The organism is Bradyrhizobium sp. AZCC 1721, from assembly GCF_036924715.1.
GTDB lineage: Bacteria > Pseudomonadota > Alphaproteobacteria > Rhizobiales > Xanthobacteraceae > Bradyrhizobium.
The window spans coordinates 4,012,599-4,029,012 of sequence record NZ_JAZHSB010000001.1 but is presented as its reverse complement, the minus strand read 5'-3'; the positions used below and the strand labels follow the sequence as shown (position 1 = coordinate 4,029,012).

Below are 16,414 nucleotides of genomic sequence, written 5' to 3'. Positions count from 1 at the left end.
GATGTCAACCAGTAAAGATGATTTACTGGTGCTGCAATGTCGAAACTGTCCAGACAGTTCAAGGTTCCCGACGAGTTGGCCAATCTCTACGATTTCGCCAATACGCTCGACCTACGGCATTTCACGCATCATGGCGTGCGGCATCCGCAAGGTGATGAACTGGCAAACGCTAGGGAATTCGCAGTGTGGATGCGGCAACGTGGACTGTTGCTCGTCGACGCGAGGGTTTCGCCGACGATGCACGCAACCGCGCTTGAGCTGAGGCACTTGATCCGCGACTATCTGCAGCGTGATCCGCCTGAGCGAGGCAAGAATAGGGATTCGGTCCGCGCACTGAATAAAGTGCTCAAACTGTTTCCGCTGCTCGCGACGGCAAGGGATGACGGCGGCATGGTGCTTGAGGCAGCGCGTGACGATGCGCTGGCGGGGCTCTCATCGGTCGTTGCGGAACTCTACGACGGCTCCAGAAATGGAACGCTTGATCGGCTGAAAATGTGCGCTTCCGACGAATGCCGCCGCGTGTTCTTCGATCGTTCGAAGCCCGCCACCCGGCGATGGTGCATGTCGTCATTGTGCGGGAACCGCATGAAGACAAGGAATTATCGCGAGCGCCAGCGCAACGCTGAATAGGCCGTCGATCGACGCGCTGGCTCCGCAGAATTGCACGATCTCGCGAAAGGTGGCGAAGCCGTTACCGCATGGATGTCGGGGGTCGCTTCGCGCGCTTCTTCACTACAGTGCCAGCCGTGGCGGAGCCATCCGGCACGACATGTCCCTGGCTGAATCGTCGCGGATCGGAAGGATTACCCGGACCGTTGTTCTGACAATTGGCGTTCGGATAGTAGAACGCGCAATAGCCGGGTTCGTAGATCACCTGCTGAGCCATCGCAGGTGCCGAGATCACGGCCAACGCGGTCGCCGCGCCAACAAGCCTGTAGATCGACATCGGATTCCTCCTTGTAACGGTCCCGATGAAGACAACCCCGCGCGATCGGAGCGCATTCCTCGCCGCGCCAGTCACACGCGCGTGACGAGGGCTACGCCGTGTCGGGGCTCACCGCTCCGCGCGATAATGGCCGGACTTGCCGCCGCTCTTCTCGACGAGATGGAGGCCTTCGATGCGAACGCCGCGCTCGACCGCCTTGATCATGTCGTAGATCGTCAGGCACGCGACCGACACCGCCGTCAGCGCCTCCATCTCGACGCCCGTCGGGCCGGTGACCTTGACGGTGGCGCGGACGATGCAGCCCGGAAGTTTTTTGTCAGGCGTGATGTCGAGCGTCACCTTGGACAGCGCCAGCGGATGGCACAGCGGGATCAATTCCGATGTGCGCTTTGCCGCCATGATGCCGGCGATGCGGGCCGTGCCCAGCACGTCGCCCTTCTTGGCATTGCCGGAGACGATCAGATCGAGCGTCGCCTTGGCCATGACGACACGCCCCTCGGCGATGGCGGTGCGCTCGGTCGCTGCCTTCGCGGAGACGTCGACCATCCGCGCTTCGCCGGCGGCATCGATATGGGTGAGGGCGCCGCCCTTGGAAGCCTTCCGCGCCATCTGCTAGCCGGTCCCGGTCGCGCGGGCCGTATCGGAACGCGTCAGCAATGCGCGGGTTGCCGCGGTCACGTCGGCCTGTCGCATCAGGCTTTCGCCGACCAGGAAGGTCGACATGCCGACGCGCTCGAGGCGGGCGAGATCATCAGGCGTAAAGATACCGCTTTCGCCGACCATCAGGCGGTCACGCGGGATCAGCGGCGCCAGCGCCTCGCTGGTCGCAAGCGTGGTCTCGAAGGTCCGTAAGTTACGGTTGTTGACGCCGATCATCGGAGAACGAAGTTTTAGCGCGCGGTCGAGCTCGGTGCGGTCGTGGATTTCGATCAGCACGTCGATGCCGAGCGCAATCGCCGCGTCCTCGATATCCCTCGCGGCGCTATCGTCGAGTGCAGCCATGATGATCAGGATGCAATCTGCGCCATGGGCGCGGGCTTCCACCACCTGATAGGTGTCGAACAGGAAGTCCTTGCGCAGCACCGGCAGATTGGTTGCCGCGCGCGCCGCGACCATGAAATCGAGATGGCCCTGGAACGAGGGCGCGTCCGTCAGTACCGATAGGCACGCCGCGCCGCCGGCCTCGTAAGCCCTGGCCAGCGCCGGCGGATCGAAATCGGCGCGAATGAGCCCCTTCGACGGCGAGGCCTTCTTTACCTCGGCGATCAGCGCGTAGTCGCCACGGGCGAGTTTTTCCCGAATGACGCGGACGAAGCCGCGTGGTGGCTGGGCCGCTTTCGCCCGAGCCTCGACTTCGGCGAGCGGATGCGCGCGCTTGGCCGCAGCGATCTCTTCGCGCTTGTAGGCCTCGATCTTCGTCAGGATATCGGACATCTCTTACCGCCCCTCAGATCAGCCGCGTGAGACCGCGATCAGGTGCTTCAGCCGTGCCGCCGCCGCGCCGCTATCGAGCGATTTCGCGCCGATCGCGACGCCTTCCTTCAGGTCCCTGGCACGGCCGGCCACGATCAGCGCCGCTGCAGCGTTGAGGAGCGCGACGTCGCGATAGGGGCTGGGCTTGCCGTTGAGCACGCCTTGCAGCGCCAGCGCATTGGCGTCCGCATCGCCGCCCCTAAGCGCGTCGACATTGCAGCAGGTGAGGCCCGCGTCCTCCGGCGTCACCTCGAAGGTGGTGACCTTTCCGTTGTCGAGGCTGGCGACAAAGCTCGGGCCGGTGAGGGTGATTTCATCGAGCCCGTCGGAACCGTGGACGACCCAGACGGATTCAGAGCCGAGATTTTTCAGGACTTGCGCCAGTGGCTGCACCCAGTGCCTGGAGAACACGCCGACCATCTGGCGCTTGACGCCGGCCGGATTGGAGAGCGGCCCGAGCAGATTGAAGATCGTGCGGGTGGCGAGCTCGACGCGGGTTGGGCCGACATTCTTCATCGCGGGGTGATGCGCGGGCGCGAACATGAAGCCGATGCCGGCCTCCTGCACACAGCGGCCGACCTGGTCGGGCGTGAGGTCGATCTTGACGCCGAGGGAGGCCAGCACGTCGGCAGCCCCCGAACGCGACGACAGCGCGCGGTTGCCATGCTTGGCGACGGGCACGCCGGCGCCTGCGACGATGAAGGCCGCGCAGGTCGAGACGTTGACCGAACCGGAGCCGTCGCCGCCGGTGCCGACCACGTCGACCGCGTCCGCAGGCGCCTTCACTCGCAGCATCTTGCTACGCATCGCCGCCACCGCGCCGGTGATCTCGTCGACGGTTTCGCCGCGAACCCTGAGCGCCATCAATAGCCCGCCCATCTGCGAGGGCGTGGCCTCGCCGGACATCATGGCATCGAAGGCGGAGGCTGCCTCGTCACGCGACAGCGTCGCGCCGGTGGCTACTTTTCCGATGATAGATTTGAGGTCGTCCATCGTTTGGCTTTCAAAATCGAGACCTCATGGTGAGGCGGCGTTCTTGCGCCGTCTCCGGACGATGCTTCGCATCGCTCGGAGAACCATGAGGCCGGCTCTCATCCTTCGAGACGCGGCCAGGTGGCCGCTCCTCAGGATGAGGTGAGTTATTATGCTCAATTGTTCGCGCCCGTCACCTGCGCGAAGGCGGCCGCGTTGATGGAGGTGCCAATCTGGGATTCGATCTTGGTCACGTACTGCGCGATCTGCTCGTCGGTCAGGCCGCGCTGCAACGTCTCCTTCAACTTCTTCAGCTCATCGGAGGCCATGTCGACCGGCGGCACCGTCACGTCGGTCACGCGCAACACGATCCACTCGCTGCCACCGGTGCCCGGCGTCTGCGTGACGCCGTCCTTGGGCGTCCGGAATGCGGCCGTGATGGCGGCGGACGCCACGCCTGAAAGCGAGGCGTCGCGGCGGAAACCGGTGGCAGTCTCGACCCCCACTCCGGCGGCAGCCGCTTCGGCGGCGAGCGTGCTGCCTTGCTCGACCTTCTGCACCATCTCGGTTGCCTTCGCGCGCAACTTGCTCGAAATCTGGTCTTCGCGCCATTTTGCCTCGACCTGGCTCCGCACCTCGTCGAGCGACCGCTCACGCGAGGGCGTAATGCCGAGCACGTCGTACCAGACATAGCCGCCGGCAAACTGGATCGGTTCGTTGTCGACGCCGATATCGCTGTTGAAGGCCTGCGAAACCACGTCGAGGCCGCGCGGAATATTCGCCACCGGCTGGCCGTCGGGCGTGCGGACGGAGCGATCGACGGCCTCGATCGTGACGGGGGTGAGGCCGAGCTTCTGCGAAGCCTCGACCACATTGGCGCCGCCGCTGCGTTCGTCTTCCATCTTGTTCTGGATTTCGTTGACCTTGGCGCGCGCGCGTTCGGTCGCGATTTCCTTCTTCACCTGCGCAGCGACGCTTTCATAGGTCGGCGTCACACCCGGCTCGATCTTGCCGACCTTGACCAGCGCCACGCCGAACCGGCCCTGCACCGGCTGGCTGACTTCGCCTGACTGCAGCGAGAACGCGGTATCCGCAATAGCCGGATCGATGATCGCGTTCTTTGCGATCATGCCGAGATCGACGTCGGCCAGATTGAGGTTGCGCTCCTTGGCGACCTCGTCGAACGATGTTCCGGACGTGATGCGGCTGCGCGCGGCCTGCGCTTCGCCTTCGTTCGGAAAAAACATCTGCGACACTTCGCGCTTTTCCGGCGTCCCGAGCTGGTCGCGGCGCTGCTCGAAGGCCTTCTTCGCATCCTCGTCGGAGACCTCGGTCCACTTGCCGATCTCTTCGGGGCTGATCATGACAAAGGACAGTTTGCGGTACTCGGGTGCGCGGAATTGGGTTTTGCGTTCCTCGAAATAGGCTGCCAGCGCTTCGGGCGAAGGCGGATCGATCGTGCCGGCCTGCGCCGCGTCGAGCTTGACGTATTCCATCGAGCGCTGCTCGTTCTGGAAGCGGGCGAGCGCCTCGATCAGGACCTTCGGCGGCTCCGCCCCGGCCGAGACGGCGCCGACGATCTGGCGCCGCAGCCCGATCCGCCGGCGTTCCGCCAGATAGCGTTGCTCGGTATAGCCGAACTGCCGGATCGTGGCCTGGAAGCGAGCGGGATCGAATTTGCCGCCCAATCCCGCAAAATTCGGATCGCTGTAGATCTGCCGCATGGCTTCGTCCTGCGACTGGGCAAGCCCCATGCGCCGGGCTTCCTCATCCAGCGCGGCTTCGGCGATGGTCTGTTGCAACACCTGCCGATCGAGCCCGAAGGCGCGGGCCTGTTCAGGGGTCAGCGGACGGCCGAAATTGCGGCCGAGCTGCTGCAGCTTTTCCGTGTAGATCTGGCGGAATTGCTCCGTCGAAATCTCGGTCTTGCCAATCGTGGCGAGCGACGACTGGCCAAATCCCTTGAAGATGTCGGCAATACCCCAAACTGCGAAACTGACAATCAAAACGCCCATCACGACGGCCATGACAACCTTGCCGAGCCAGTTTGATGAGGCTTTCCGAATTCCTCGAAGCATGGGTCCAACTTGTTTTTAAAGGAGAGGGGGAACCGGGTCGTGCCCAAGGGAATTCGATCCGGGACCGAATTCCGCAACAAGGCGTCACCGAGTTGAAAACGCATCATAAAGTGGCCGCGCCCCCCTCGCAACCTCGCCCATGCGGGCTATTTGAAGCGGTTAATGGCCCGGGGATCGCCCGACCGGTATCTGGAACTGGCGGCGTGGCTCTGCTAGCGCATCTAGAACGCTGACATTTGCGGGACAATCGACATGACCGATGCCATCCGGCCGCTGATCGCCGGCAACTGGAAAATGAACGGCCTGAAATCTTCCTTGGGTGAATTCGAAGCCATGATCGCCGGTGCAGGAGCGTTGGCCGGCAAGGCCGACCTGCTGGTCTGCCCTCCGGCCACCCTGATCGGCGGCTTTGCCGACAGGGCGCTCGGTTCAAAACTCGCCGTCGGGGCGCAGGATTGCCACGCCAAGGCCTCGGGCGCCCATACCGGCGATCTCTCGGCGGAGATGCTGGCGGATGCCGGCGCCAGTGCCATCATCGTCGGGCATTCGGAGCGGCGTGCCGATCATGGCGAGACCGACGCGTTGGTGCGGCAGAAGGCTGAAGCAGCATGGCGGGCGGGCCTGGTGGCGATCGTCTGCATCGGCGAGACCCAGAAGCAACGCGATGCCGGCCAGACGCTGGATGTCTGCGGCGGGCAACTCGCCGGTTCGCTGCCGGACGGCGCGACATCAGCCAATCTGGTGGTGGCCTATGAGCCGGTCTGGGCGATCGGCACCGGTCTGACGCCGACACCAAAAGATGTCGAACAAGTTCATCGCTTTATCCGCGATGTTCTCATCAGCCGATTTGAGGCCGAAGGCAGCAAGATCCGGATTCTCTATGGCGGATCGGTCAAACCTTCCAATGCAGCGGAACTGATGGCGGTCGCCGATGTGAACGGCGCATTGGTTGGTGGCGCCAGCCTGAAAGCTGTGGACTTTCTGGCGATTGCGGAGGCGTGTTAGAGCGTTTTCAAGCGAAGTGGGGACCGGTTCGCGTCAAGAAAATGCGTCTATTCAAAAAGTCTCAGGCGGGCACGCCTTCCTGCAACCGCTTCCAGTAGATCAGCGTGCCCGTCAGCCCGCCATAGGGTTTGAGCGCGTAGTCCGGAATGACCCCGGTTAGCTTGAATCCCATCCGCTCATATAGTCCGGCCGCGCCTTCGTCCTCGGCGGTGTCGAGCACCAGCAACCAGCGCCCGCGCGCGATCGCCAACCGCTCGGCCTCGCGCAGCAGCGCTGTGGCGATCCCGCGGTGGCGGTGACTGACACGCGTCATCATCTTTGCGATCTCGGCGCGATGCGGCTGGTTCGGCGGCAGATTGAGCAGCAGCGTAACAGTGCCGATCAGGTCATCGCCATCAAACGCGCCGAGCACGATGCGCTCGCCGCGGCCGGCAGATGCAAGCGAGTCGCGCCAGAACGCTTCTGCTGCCGCCAAGGGCAGAGGGTGCATGAAGCTGACCGAGCCACCATGCGCGACGGTCTCCATCAGCATTTCGCTCAACGCGGTCCAGACGACGGGCGAGGACGTCAGCGCTTCGATCCTGATCGGCGACATCCTCAGCTCCGGGCTAGCGCTACGACATAGACGCAAGGAGATGTCGTTTCGTTGGCGAACGTCACTTCCGCCGGCGGACCGAATCCGAGGCAGTCGCCGGGCCCGAGTTCGTGGCGTTCACCGCCATCGATGAGCACGAGCGCGCCCGACAACACCCAGAGGACCTGGCGGATGTGGGCGTAGGACGACGCGGGCAGCGTCACGCGCTGCTTCGGCGGCATCTCGACCTTGACGACCTCGATGGGGTGATCGGGCCGGTTGAACACCTGCCGGCGCAAATAGCCGGTCTCGGGATCGCGCCACACCGGTTGCTCGGCGGCGCGCGAAAGACGCCCGCCCTGGCCTTCGGCGCGCAGCATCAGGCCGGCGAGGGTGAGATCGAAGGCGCTGGCGAGCCGAACCAGCACCACCGCGGTCGGGCTGACTTCGGCGCGCTCGATCTTGCTGATGGTGGCTTTTGATACGCCGGAGCGTTCGGCGAGATCTGCCAGCGACCAGCCGCGGCTGTCGCGTTCGAGCCGCAGGCGGTGGGCGAGCCGGGCGCTGAGATCGTCTGCTAAAGTATCCATTTGTCTATTATAAGAGAAATTGTCGCGATCTCAAGTGCCGGATGCGATCATCGGGCGGGAGGCGTGGGCAGCCTTGCCGTGGCGCCTGCGGCAATTATCTCCACGGCGGCGGTTGGGGGTGACAATGCCCCGTCCGATCGTGTAACACCGCGCAACTTCAGGAAAACCCGCAAGCTCTTGGTGCAGCCGAAGCCCGGCGCTCTTCGCTTGTGACGGAAGGTTTTGAGATGCAGACCGTCATTATCGTCGTTCACCTCATGATCGTCGCCGTGCTGATCGGCGCGGTGCTGCTGCAGAAATCCGAAGGCGGCGGCCTCGGCATGGGCGGCGGCGCCGGCTTCATGTCGAGTCGTGGCACCGCCAACCTGCTGACTCGCACCACGGCAGTCCTGGCGGGCCTTTTCTTCGTGACCAGCATGACGCTGGCCTGGCTCGCGGGCGTTGATCGCAAGCCCGCGTCGATCCTCGGTACACCGACGACGCAGTCCCAGCCGGGTGGCGCGACGCCGGTCGCTCCGCCGACCTCCGGCGGCGTGCTCGATACGCTTAAGAAGGTGGATGAGCAGCAGGGCCAGTCGGGTCCGCAGGCGCCGCGTTCGCAATAAAGCAGGGTGGCCATGCAGGGCGGCCCTCTACCGGCCTGCATCAGAATTTCCCATCAATGCTCTGAAATCGCTTTAAAATTCACGTCACCCACAGGCCGGCAAAATGTTTGCCCGTGCATGCGATTCGTTTTGGAGAATCGGGGCTGTGGCCTTAAAGGTAGAATCCCATGGCGCGGTACATATTCATCACCGGCGGCGTGGTTTCTTCGCTCGGAAAGGGTCTGGCTTCGGCGGCACTCGGTGCCCTGCTGCAGGCTCGCGGGTACAAGGTCCGTCTCCGCAAACTCGACCCTTATCTCAACCTCGATCCCGGAACGATGTCGCCGTATCAGCACGGCGAAGTGTTCGTGACCGATGACGGCGCCGAGACCGATCTCGATCTCGGCCATTACGAGCGCTTCACCGGGCGTCCGGCGACCAAGGCCGACAACATCACCACCGGGCGCATCTACCAGGACATCATCACCAAGGAACGCCGCGGCGATTATCTCGGCGCGACCATCCAGGTCGTCCCGCACGTCACCAACGCGATCAAGGAATTCGTTCTCTCCGGCAATGATGAGTACGACTTCGTGCTGGTCGAGATCGGCGGCACCGTCGGCGACATCGAGGGCTTGCCGTTCTTCGAGGCGATCCGTCAGCTCAAGAACGAGCTGCCGCGCGATCACGCCGTCTACATTCATTTGACGTTGCTGCCCTACATTCCGAGCGCCGGCGAGCTGAAGACAAAACCGACGCAGCACTCCGTGAAGGAGCTGCGCTCGATCGGCATCCAGCCCGATATCCTGTTGTGCCGCACCGACCGTGAAATCCCGAAGGAAGAGCGACGCAAGCTCGGCCTGTTCTGTAACGTGCGCGAAAGCGCCGTCATCGAGGCGAGGGACGTCGACAACATCTATGCCGTCCCCGAGGCCTATCACGCCGCAGGTCTCGACGACGAGGTGCTGGCCGCCTTCGGCATCACGCCAAAAATTCCGCCGGCGCTGCAAAGCTGGAACGTCATCAACGAGCGCGTCCGTAACCCGGAAGGCGCTGTGACGATTGCCATTGTCGGCAAGTACACCGGCATGAAGGACGCTTACAAATCGCTGATCGAGGCGCTCTCCCATGGCGGCATCGCCAACAAGGTGAAGGTCAATCTCGACTGGATCGAGAGCGAGGTGTTCGAGAACGAAGATCCCGCGCCGTTCCTCGAACATGTCAACGGCATTCTGGTGCCCGGCGGCTTCGGCCAGCGCGGCGCCGAGGGCAAGATCCGCGCGGCGCAGTTCGCCCGTGTTCGCGACGTTCCGTATTTCGGCATCTGCTTCGGCATGCAGATGGCGGTGATCGAAGCCGCCCGCAATCTCGTCGGCATCGAGGAAGCCAACTCCACCGAGTTCGGCCCGACCAAGGAGCCGCTGGTCGGACTGATGACGGAATGGCTGCGTGGCAACGAGTTGGAGAAGCGCTCGCAGTCCGGCGATCTCGGCGGCACCATGCGGCTCGGCGCTTACCCCGCGACGCTCAAGCGCGGCAGCCGCGTCTCGGCCGTCTATGGAGGCGCCACCGAGATTTCCGAACGCCACCGCCACCGCTACGAGGTCAACACCGCGTACAAGGACCGACTCGAACAGCACGGCCTGCGCTTCTCAGGCCTTTCGCCCGACGGCGTGCTGCCGGAGATCGTCGAATACGAGGACCATCCCTGGTTCATCGGCGTGCAATTCCACCCCGAGCTGAAGTCGCGGCCTTTTGAGCCCCATCCGCTATTTGCATCGTTCATTCAGGCCGCGGTGGTGCAGAGCCGGCTGGTCTAGACCTGCTTGCGGAATCGTAGGGTTGGCAAAGGCGCAATTGCGCCGTGCCCACCATCTATCCGCAATAATCCCCCGTGAATGGTGGGCACGCTGCGCTTTGCCCACCCTACGGCTATGCCCCCGCCTTTGACGAATGCGTCAATTATTGCGACAAACCGCTCCCGTTACCGCAAGAACAATAACCTTGGGAGCAAAGCCGATGATCATGGAAATGCGCGTCTATCGCTGTCTGCCGGGCCGCCTGCCGGCGCTGATGAAGCGTTTTGATACGCTGACGCTGAAGCTGTGGGACAAGCACGGCATCAAGCAGGCCGGCTTCTACACCACGCTGATCGGCACCTCCAATCAGGAGCTGACCTATTTCATCGCCTGGGACTCGCTCGCCGAACGCGAGAAGAAATGGACCGCATTCCAGTCTGATCCCGACTGGATCGCCGGCCGCGCTAGAAGCGAGGAGGACGGCCAGATCATCGACAACATCGTCAGCCAGCTCTTGGTGCCGACGGCGTTCTCCGCGGTAAAATAGTCGCGGGCGCAACCCTTATATTCGGGGGTTAAACGGGGTTGATCCTGAAAGCGCGGACCGGCATGGTCCGCGCCAGTTATGAAGGAAAATCCCTTGAACGCGAAACCCAACGCAGCCCCGGTCGTCTCGGTCGGTCCGGTCAGATTCGGCAATGATCTGCCGATTTCGATCATTGCCGGACCATGCCAGCTCGAAAGCCGTGCGCACGCCCTCGAAGTGGCGACTGCGCTGAAGGAGATCGCAGGCCGGCTCGGCATAGGCCTCGTCTACAAGACCTCCTTCGATAAGGCCAATCGAACGTCGGGCTCGGCCGCGCGCGGAATTGGCTTGGCGCAGGCCTTGCCGATCTTCGCCGAGATACGCTCCTCGCTCGGTTTACCCGTGCTGACCGACGTGCACGAGACCGCCCAATGCGCCGAGGCGGCAGAGGCAGTCGATGTGCTGCAGATCCCGGCCTTCCTGTGCCGGCAGACCGATCTGCTGCTTGCGGCGGCCGCGACCGGCAAGGTCGTCAACGTCAAGAAAGGCCAGTTCCTCGCGCCGTGGGAGATGACCAACGTCGTCACCAAGATCACCGGCGGCGGCAATCCGAACGTGCTGGTTACCGAACGCGGCGCGTCGTTCGGCTACAACACGCTGGTCTCCGACATGCGTGCGCTGCCGATCATGGCGCAGACGACGGGTGCGCCCGTCATTTTCGACGCCACCCATTCGGTGCAGCAACCGGGCGGGAAGGGCACCTCGTCTGGCGGCCAGCGCGAATTCGTTCCGGTGCTGGCGCGCGCCGCGGTCGCCGTCGGCGTCGCCGGTGTGTTCATCGAGACCCATCCTGATCCGGACCGCGCGCCGTCGGATGGACCCAACATGGTGCCGCTGCGCGAGTTCGAATCCTTGGTGAAGACGCTGATGGGTTTTGACGCGCTGGCCAAGAACGCCCCGTCGTGACCGCCGCCAGCGCCATGCCGCCGGCGCTCAACATCATTGCGCTCGCGACCTTTTCGGCAGCCCTGTCTGCCCGCGCGCTCGATCCGGTGTTGCCGCATGTGGCCGAGGATTTTTCGGTCAGCATCGCCACAGCCGCGAGTTTCGCCGCCGCCTTCGCCTTCACCTTTGCCGTGATCCAGCCGGTGCTTGGCGCCTTTGCCGACATTTTCGGCAAGGCGAGGCTGATGATCGTCTGCCTGGCATTGCTCGGCTTCGCCAACATTCTCGGCGCGATGGCGACCTCGTTCCCGCTATTGTTTGCGAGCCGAATTCTGGCCGGCATCGGTTCGGGCGGCGTGTTTCCGATCGCGCTGGGGCTGACCAGCGATCTCGTTGGTGCCGAGAAGCGTCAGGTCGCGATTGGGCGTACGCTGGCTGGCGCCATGACCGGCAATCTTCTGGGCGCTACGGTGTCCGGCCTGATCGGCGATTTCCTCGGCTGGCGCGGCGTGCTGGCTGTGCTCGGTGGGATCGTCGTGCTGGCCTCGATCGTGGTTGCGATCGGATTCCGCGGCGCGGCGCTGACACATCCGCCCCGGACCAGCCTGTCAGCCCTCAAACAGGGCTATCGCACGATTTTCACCAACCCGAACGCGCGCATCTGCTACGCGGCCGTCTTTATCGAAGGCTGCTGCGTGCTCGGCTTGTTTCCGTTCATTGCCTCTTTCTTGTTCGACCTCGGACAAACCTCGTTGTCGATCGCGGGCATCGTTATCGCGGGCTTTGCGGTCGGCGGCCTGTTCTACACCATGACAGTGTCGCGGCTTCTGCCGAAGATCGGTGTCAACGGGATGATGATCGGAGGAGGCACGCTGGTCGGTGTCCAGCTCATAGCAGTGGCGATGGGTCCGGAATGGAAGTTGCAAACGCTCAGCCTGATCTTCATGGGCTGGGGTTTCTACATGATCCACGGCAGTCTGCAGGTATTTGCCAGCGAATTGTCGGCGGAGGCGCGCGCGACTGCACTGTCGTTGCACGCGTTCTTTTTCTTCATGGGGCAGACCGTCGGCCCGATCGCTTACGGTTTCGGCATCCAGCATGCCGGGAAGGTCCCAGCCTTGCTCGCGGCGGCGGCCGTGATGATCGCGCTCGGCTTTGTCTGTGCCAAACTGCTGCGCCAGACGCGGCCGGCGGATGCGGCGGCGAAGTAGCGCCGGTCTAAAACAATCCGACGATGCGCTCGATAAGATAGACCGCCGTGACATAGCCTTCTTGTCGTAACCGGTCCGGATGTCGACGCAGGGCCGGGATTTCGACCTCGGGACGACCTTAAAATGTAAGAAAACGGGACTCGCTCGCCGCCATATCCTTCGGAGCGGCTGTATGCTTGGGAGTCTGTGATAAAGATTGCCGGTGGACCGCCGAAGCAATGCAGTTTTTGACTTTCTTTTGTATTGGTACCAGCGATGATTGTCCGAGAACGTTTTCGCGGCCTTTTCCAGAAGTACTTGCTTGTGCTGTTTATGGCCGTCGCGATTCCGCTCGCGGTTAACGGTATTATCGAAGCCTGGTTTGGCTATCGCGACCAGCGAGCGAGGCTTGATCAGTTGCTCGGCGTTCAAGCAACGTCTGCCGCGGCCGAAATCCATGACTTCATCTTCGGCATCACAAACCAGCTCGGCTGGTTTGTCCAGGTTCCCTGGAGCGACGAGCCAGACGAACGTCGGCGGACCGAGGCGTTGCGCTTGCTTCGGCAAGCTCCTGCCATCGTCGATCTGGCGCTCATCGATCACAAGGGCCTCGAACGCCTCTATGTCTCACGGATCGGGCTCAATCGAATTGAAAGCCGCGCGGACCGATCCGCTGATCCTGCGGTAGTTGGCGCCCGCTCGGCACAAGTCTGGTTCAGCGATGTAAGCTACCATCGAGGCTCTGAACCGCACCTGACGGTTGCGGTGGTTGGCAACCGCCCATCGGTCGGCGCGGTTGTCGCGGAAGTCAATCTCAAGCTGATCTGGGATGTGATTTCAGCGATAAAAGTGGGAAAGAGTGGCTTTGCCTTCGTCCTGGACCGACCGGGTCGGCTCATTGCGCATCCCGACATCAGTCTTGTCCTCCGTGGGGCGGAGGAAGCGACCTCCAGGCCGTTCCGTATCATACGCGACGCAATCGGCCCGGCGGGGGCAGGCTTTGCGACGAGCCGAGATGCGGAAGGCCGTGAGATTGCCGCCGTCGCTGCTCCCGTTGCGGGCCCCGATTGGACAGTAATAGTCGAACAGCCGCTGTCTGAAGCCTACGCGCCCATCTATGCAGCCTTATGGCGGACCGCGACGCTTCTCGCCGCGGGTACGATATTTGCCGCGTTGCTTGCCTACGCACTGGCGCACCGGATGACCGAACCAATAAGGGTTCTCGAGGAAGGGACTGAGAGGATCGGGGCCGGCTCTTTCGACCACCGCATTTCCATCGAGACCGGCGACGAGTTTCAGCGTCTTGCAAACAGTTTTAACAAGATGGCTGCCGAGTTGGCGCTGGGGCAGGAGCACCAGGAGCGGATAGCGAAGCTCAAGCGATTCCTCGCACCGCAGGTGGCCGACCTCGTCGATCGAGCGGGCGACGACAGTGTATTGGACGGGCGCCGCGCTGAAGTCGTCGTCATATTTTGCGACTTGCGAGGCTTCACCGCATTTTCCGCAGCACTTGCACCAGAGGAAGTCATGAACGTGCTGTCGGAGTACTATGAGGTCCTTGGCAAAGCCATTACGCAATTTGCGGCGACACTCATCAGTTTCTCGGGAGACGGCCTTATGGTTCTCGTGAACGCTCCCGTGCCCGTTGAAGAACCGGCACTAAGGGCTGTCGATCTGGCCGTAGAGATGCAGAAGAGCGTGCAGCGACTCATCGCCGGCTGGCGATCCCGAGGCTACCAGGTTGGCTTCGGGATCGGTCTTGCCAGCGGGGCAGCGACCGTTGGACGGATCGGATACGCGGACCGGTTCGATTACACCGCCATCGGCAGTGTGGTGAACCTGGCGGCACGTCTATGCGCATCGGCGGCAGACCGGGAAATCCTGATAGACGCTGAAGTCGCCGAACGCGTTAGGGGCAAGCGTCCCCTGGAGCGACTTGGCGACCGCCAAATCAAGGGATTTGACGAAGCTATTCCGGTATTCGGAATTTCCTTCGACACCGTGGCCGACATCAAGCCGCAGGGGTCTGGCGTAATCCGTTAGGGACTAGGTCAACTTCACGGGATATGCTGGGGGCGGCGTCCGAAACACGGCCAATCGGTGAAAGCATGACGAGCGCCAAGTTCAACGCAATGACGTCCGGCAGATGCGTCAGGCGACGAGACTTGCTTGCGTTGATGGCGGGCGCCGCCGCTTGGACGACCCCGCTACATGCGCAGAAGGCAACGATGCCGGTCATCGGCTATCTCTGCGCGGAATCTCCCGAGCTGTTTGCCAGCCGGCTGAAAGCTTTCCATGAAGGACTTCGTGAAGCTGGCTTTGTCGAAGGCCGCAATGTCGCCATCGACTATCAGTGGGCCCAAGGGCAGTACACCCGATTGCCTGCCCTGGCTGCCAACCTCGTTGCGCGCAATGTCGACATTGTCGTCGCGCCCGGCGGCGCGCAGGTGGCACTCGCTGTGAAAGCTGCTGCCTCCAACAATGCAATCGTCTTTGAGATGGGTGGCGACCCCGTTCAGTTGGGTGTCGTGGACAGCCTGTCGCGGCCGGGCGGCAATATCACGGGGGTTTCGAGCCTGAGCGTCGACGTGTCGCCGAAACGGCTTGAGCTGATGCATGAAGTGCTGCCAGTCGCGGCAAAACTGACGGTGGTCGCCAATCCTACGAGCCCAACCGCCAATTCACAATTGCGGAAGCTGCGTTCGGCCGCCGAAACCTTGGGGATCCTTCTGCAGGTGGTGAACGCAAGTACCGAGAAGGAATTCGAACCGATTTTCTCTGGCGCGGCCGAGGAAGCGGGCGGGCTCGTCTTTACATCGGACCCCTATTTTGCATTCCGCAGCAGACAGTTGGCCGAACTCGCAATGAAATATCGCGTGCCGGCAATTACTCAGTCCCGGGACTTCCCCATGGCAGGCGGCTTGATGAGCTATGGGGGAGACTTTGCGCAATCGCATCGACGCGCGGGCATGTATGCCGGGCGGATCCTGAAAGGCGAGAAGCCCTCCGACCTTCCGGTACAGCTTGTCACCAAGGTGGAGTTCATCATCAACATGAAGGCGGCGAAGCTATTGGGGCGGGAGTTCTCGCCTTCATTCGTCAGCGGTGCTGATGAGGTGATTGAGTGAGAGATCCGTTCCCACTGCGAGGTCAGATCAGAGGCCCAGCGTGATCTCGGCCCAGCGCATCACAGTGCTACCATTGAGAAATTCGATCACGCTCGGCTCGATAGCTGCTGGCCGGTCGTGGCCGAGCACGGCAGTCGCGGCGATCATGTCGCAGCGTTCCCTGAAAACGACCGAGATCGCCGTCTTGCCAAGCGGATTGCGAGCGTTGAGCGTGTAAGCGCGGCTGCGGCCGTCCATCCACGCAATTCTGATCGGACGGCTGGTGCCGAGCGGCGAGGCTTCGCCGACGAGCGTAAGATCTCCCATGCGATCAACGTCGTCGTCATCGGCTATCCCGGTCGTGCAATTGCAAAAGCCGATCTTGGCACGCAGATAGATGTTCACCTCTGCGCCGCAATCCGCCGCCTTACAGCGGAACGCCTTTCCCTTCCCGAAGGGATCGCTTGGGAAGGGCCAGGCCATCTCGGTCCATACCGGCGCGGTCGCAGTTGCGGCCGCGTTCTGTGGCAGACCAGACCATGCCAGCAGCGCCGCCAGCACAACTCCCAGCGACGCTGCTATAATGGCGACACGACCTACCCGCCTCATCGCACCACCGTTGGTT

At 62.7% G+C, this 16,414-nt stretch carries 17 protein-coding genes; 9 read left to right on the top strand and 8 right to left on the bottom strand.

Features of this window, described 5'->3' with window-relative positions; genetic code table 11:
* Positions 1–36 precede the first annotated feature (36 nt).
* On the top strand, positions 37–630 hold the full coding sequence (locus V1273_RS19300) for a CGNR zinc finger domain-containing protein (protein ID WP_334410577.1): 594 nt from the start codon (positions 37–39) through the stop codon (positions 628–630).
* Between the two features lie 61 nt (positions 631–691).
* Here V1273_RS19300 and V1273_RS19295 read toward each other — a convergent pair whose 3' ends face one another.
* The 5 genes from V1273_RS19295 to V1273_RS19275 all read right to left on the bottom strand — a co-directional run bounded on the left by V1273_RS19295 (position 692) and on the right by V1273_RS19275 (position 5,469).
* Complete coding sequence (locus tag V1273_RS19295; RefSeq protein WP_334362898.1) at positions 692–946, bottom strand: hypothetical protein; 255 nt, start codon at positions 944–946, stop codon at positions 692–694.
* Between the two features lie 108 nt (positions 947–1,054).
* Complete coding sequence (gene moaC, locus V1273_RS19290) at positions 1,055–1,555, bottom strand: cyclic pyranopterin monophosphate synthase MoaC (RefSeq protein ID WP_334410576.1); 501 nt, start codon at positions 1,553–1,555, stop codon at positions 1,055–1,057.
* Between the two features lie 3 nt (positions 1,556–1,558).
* Positions 1,559–2,380, bottom strand: a complete 822-nt coding sequence (gene trpC / locus V1273_RS19285) for an indole-3-glycerol phosphate synthase TrpC (protein WP_334410575.1) — start codon at positions 2,378–2,380, stop codon at positions 1,559–1,561.
* A gap of 18 nt (positions 2,381–2,398) precedes the next feature.
* A complete protein-coding gene (gene trpD / locus V1273_RS19280) occupies positions 2,399–3,412 on the bottom strand; it encodes an anthranilate phosphoribosyltransferase (RefSeq protein ID WP_334362894.1) in 1,014 nt (337 codons plus the stop codon).
* 155 nt (positions 3,413–3,567) lie between these two features.
* On the bottom strand, positions 3,568–5,469 hold the full coding sequence (locus tag V1273_RS19275; protein WP_334410574.1) for a peptidylprolyl isomerase: 1,902 nt from the start codon (positions 5,467–5,469) through the stop codon (positions 3,568–3,570).
* 252 nt (positions 5,470–5,721) lie between these two features.
* Here V1273_RS19275 and tpiA point away from each other — a divergent pair, with 252 nt between their 5' ends.
* On the top strand, positions 5,722–6,474 hold the full coding sequence (gene tpiA, locus V1273_RS19270; protein WP_334410572.1) for a triose-phosphate isomerase: 753 nt from the start codon (positions 5,722–5,724) through the stop codon (positions 6,472–6,474).
* A gap of 61 nt (positions 6,475–6,535) precedes the next feature.
* Here tpiA and V1273_RS19265 read toward each other — a convergent pair whose 3' ends face one another.
* Both V1273_RS19265 and V1273_RS19260 read right to left on the bottom strand, forming a co-directional pair.
* Positions 6,536–7,069 (bottom strand): GNAT family N-acetyltransferase, encoded by a 534-nt coding sequence (locus V1273_RS19265; RefSeq protein WP_334410570.1) that lies wholly within the window; start codon positions 7,067–7,069, stop codon positions 6,536–6,538.
* Between the two features lie 2 nt (positions 7,070–7,071).
* Positions 7,072–7,638 carry a helix-turn-helix domain-containing protein gene (locus V1273_RS19260; protein ID WP_334362889.1) on the bottom strand — a complete coding sequence of 189 codons (567 nt, stop codon included), beginning with the start codon at positions 7,636–7,638 and terminating at the stop codon, positions 7,072–7,074.
* Positions 7,639–7,865: 227 nt separating this feature from the next.
* Here V1273_RS19260 and secG point away from each other — a divergent pair, with 227 nt between their 5' ends.
* From secG to V1273_RS19225, 7 genes are all read left to right on the top strand, one after another.
* Positions 7,866–8,243, top strand: coding sequence for a preprotein translocase subunit SecG (secG, locus tag V1273_RS19255; RefSeq protein WP_334382096.1), 378 nt, complete (start codon positions 7,866–7,868; stop codon positions 8,241–8,243).
* A gap of 167 nt (positions 8,244–8,410) precedes the next feature.
* A complete protein-coding gene (locus V1273_RS19250; protein WP_065747222.1) occupies positions 8,411–10,042 on the top strand; it encodes a CTP synthase in 1,632 nt (543 codons plus the stop codon).
* Positions 10,043–10,241: 199 nt separating this feature from the next.
* Positions 10,242–10,568 carry an NIPSNAP family protein gene (locus V1273_RS19245; protein ID WP_334362888.1) on the top strand — a complete coding sequence of 109 codons (327 nt, stop codon included), beginning with the start codon at positions 10,242–10,244 and terminating at the stop codon, positions 10,566–10,568.
* 78 nt (positions 10,569–10,646) lie between these two features.
* Positions 10,647–11,513, top strand: a complete 867-nt coding sequence (gene kdsA / locus V1273_RS19240) for a 3-deoxy-8-phosphooctulonate synthase (protein WP_442893750.1) — start codon at positions 10,647–10,649, stop codon at positions 11,511–11,513.
* A 14-nt stretch (positions 11,514–11,527) separates the two neighbouring features.
* Positions 11,528–12,703, top strand: a complete 1,176-nt coding sequence (locus tag V1273_RS19235; protein WP_334384226.1) for an MFS transporter — start codon at positions 11,528–11,530, stop codon at positions 12,701–12,703.
* Between the two features lie 255 nt (positions 12,704–12,958).
* Positions 12,959–14,725, top strand: coding sequence for an adenylate/guanylate cyclase domain-containing protein (locus V1273_RS19230; RefSeq protein ID WP_334410568.1), 1,767 nt, complete (start codon positions 12,959–12,961; stop codon positions 14,723–14,725).
* A 134-nt stretch (positions 14,726–14,859) separates the two neighbouring features.
* Entirely contained in the window at positions 14,860–15,810 is a 951-nt protein-coding gene (locus tag V1273_RS19225; RefSeq protein ID WP_334412241.1) for an ABC transporter substrate-binding protein, read from the top strand.
* Positions 15,811–15,837: 27 nt separating this feature from the next.
* On the opposite strand, the gene V1273_RS19220 is transcribed toward V1273_RS19225, so the two are convergent.
* Positions 15,838–16,398: a hypothetical protein gene (locus tag V1273_RS19220; protein ID WP_334410567.1), complete on the bottom strand. Its 561-nt coding sequence runs from the start codon at positions 16,396–16,398 to the stop codon at positions 15,838–15,840.
* Positions 16,399–16,414: the final 16 nt, after the last annotated feature.